Source organism: Agromyces humi, assembly GCF_009720255.1.
Lineage (GTDB): Bacteria > Actinomycetota > Actinomycetes > Actinomycetales > Microbacteriaceae > Agromyces > Agromyces humi.
In genome coordinates this window covers 1-2,346 of sequence record NZ_WJSP02000491.1, presented here as the reverse complement: position 1 = coordinate 2,346, position 2,346 = coordinate 1, and the positions used below count along the sequence as shown (strand labels likewise).

The window sequence follows — 2,346 nt, the reverse complement described above, 5'->3', positions numbered from 1 at the left end:
GGGGGGGGGGGGGGGGGGGGGGGGGGGGGGGGGGGGGGGGGGGGGGGGGGGGGGGGGGGGGGGGGGGGGGGGGGGGGGGGGGGGGGGGGGGGGGGGGGGGGGGGGGGGGGGGGGGGGGGGGGGGGGGCGAACGGCCGAGTCGTGAGCCGACGAGGTCGCACACGACGTCGGCGCTCCGGGCCACGGCCGCGAGGTCGTCGGAGGGCGATTCGGCGCGCGCGAGTCGTGCGAGGTCGTCGAGCATGGCCTCGACGCGATCGGGAGTCACGCGCATGGCGTCGACGGCCTACGCCGTGGCGCGCAGCCGGTCGACGAGCTCGTCGATCGTGCGGCTCAGGATCCGCGGCATGTCGATCGCCTCGGGCTCGAGGAGCCACTGCACCTGCAACCCGTCCATGATGGCGATGAGCGAGGATGCCGCGTCGATGAGCTCCTGCTCGTCGGTGCTGCCCGAGACCTCGCCGAGCACGCCCGCGATCTTGGCGCGGAGGATGTGGAACCGCTCCTGGAAGTAGTCGTGGGCGGGGTGCCCGTCGGTGACCGACTCGCCCGACAGCACCGAGTAGGCCTGCACGACACCGCGCCGGTGCGTGTTCTCCTCGACGGTGTCGACGAGGTGCTGCAGGAACGCGGGACCCTCGGTCTGCGCCCGGGCGGGCACTCCGGCGACCTCCTCGCCGTCGCGGTACTTCAGCATCGCGACGAGCAGGCCCTCCTTGCTGCCGAAGTGGTGCAGCACGCCGGCGTGGGTCATCCCGGCCTGCTCGGCCACCTCGACGAGGGCGCCCTTGTTGTAGCCGCGCGCGCCGAACACGTTCATCGCGGCCTTGAGCACGGCCTCGCGACGCTCGGTCGTGCGCGCCTGGGGGCGCTGCACGCGCTCGGCAGCGGGCCTGCCGCGCGGGTCGTCTCGCGCTGTCTCCACCACGGGTGTTCCTTCCTGTGCGGCTCGTCGTCGCCGCATCCGCAACGCTGCCGGATGCTGCGGCGAGCCCGCGAGTCGAGTGCAGCACCCGCGGAGCGGACCCGATACGGGCCCGCTCGCGACGTTACCGAACTGTGACGTTCACGAACTTACTTACAAGTCAGTAAGTGTGTCAGCATGTCCCTCGTCACTCAACGACGAGACGTGAATGGAGTATAGGCGTGAGCTCAACGACGACCGCCGCCGGCGCCCTCGACTCCACCGAGTCCACGGCCGGCACCGAGACGATCGCCCAATCACCGGCTCTCGACGCCGTCGCCGTCGCCGCCACGCTGCCCCTCGACGAGAAGGTCGCGCTGCTCACCGGCGCCGCCACGTGGACGCTGCGGGCGATCCCCGAGATCGGGCTCCGCACGATGACCGTCTCCGACGGCCCCATCGGGGTGCGCGGCACCGGCGAGGACGGCCTGCCCTCCGCGCAGCTGCCCGCTCCCTCGGCCACCGCCGCGACCTGGGACGTCGACCTGCAGGCCCGGCTCGGCACGCTGATGGCCGCCGAGGCGCGGCGCAAGGCCGTCGACGTCATCCTCGCGCCGGTCGTGAACCTGCAGCGCAGCCCGGTCGGCGGCCGCCACTTCGAATGCCTCGCCGAGGACCCGCTCCTCACCGCGCGCCTCGCCGTCGCGTTCGTCGACGCCATCCAGTCGCAGGGCATCGCCGCCTGCGTCAAGCACTTCGTCGGCAACGAGACCGAGACCGACCGCACCGAGTACCTCAGCCGCATCGACGAACGCACCCTGCGCGAGGTGTACCTGGCCCCGTTCGAGGCCGTGGTCCACGCCGGGGTCTGGACGATCATGGCCGCGTACAACGGCCTCACCCGCGACGGCGTCGCCGAGACCTCCACCGCGCACGGTCCGCTGCTGAACGGCATCCTCAAGCAGGAGTGGGGCTTCGACGGCGTCGTGATGAGCGACTGGCTCGCCACCAAGACCACGGTCGAGCCGGCCCTCGGAGGGCTCGACCTCGTCATGCCCGGCCCCGGCGGCCCCTGGGCCGACGGCCTCCTCGCCGCCGTGCGCGACGGGCGCGTGCCCGAGTCGGCGATCGACGACAAGGTCGCCCGCATCGTGCGCCTCGCCGAGCGCGTCGGCGCCCTCAGCGGACTCGTCGGCGAGACCCTGCCGTACGACGCGAGCGGCGCCACCGACGATCCGGGCGGCGACGAGGTGACCGCGCTCCTCACCGAGGCGGCCGCACGGTCAACCGTCGTGCTCCGCAACGAGGGCGGGCTGCTGCCGGTCCCGCCCGGCCCCGACGGCCCCGCCCGCATCGCCCTCCTCGGCCACAACGCCGTCACGCCGTTCACGCAGGGCGGCGGCAGCGCCTTCGTCACCGCACCGCACGTGTGCGACCCGCTC

Annotated in this window: 2 protein-coding genes; one reads left to right on the top strand and one right to left on the bottom strand. The window is 73.9% G+C overall.

Features of this window, described 5'->3' with window-relative positions; genetic code table 11:
* Positions 1-286 precede the first annotated feature (286 nt).
* Positions 287-925, bottom strand: a complete 639-nt coding sequence (locus tag GH736_RS21325; protein ID WP_159606877.1) for a TetR/AcrR family transcriptional regulator — start codon at positions 923-925, stop codon at positions 287-289.
* 221 nt (positions 926-1,146) lie between these two features.
* Between GH736_RS21325 and GH736_RS21320 the strand changes: the two genes are divergently transcribed.
* The coding region (locus GH736_RS21320; protein WP_203230897.1) for a glycoside hydrolase family 3 protein at positions 1,147-2,346 on the top strand (1,200 nt) is incomplete at its 3' end.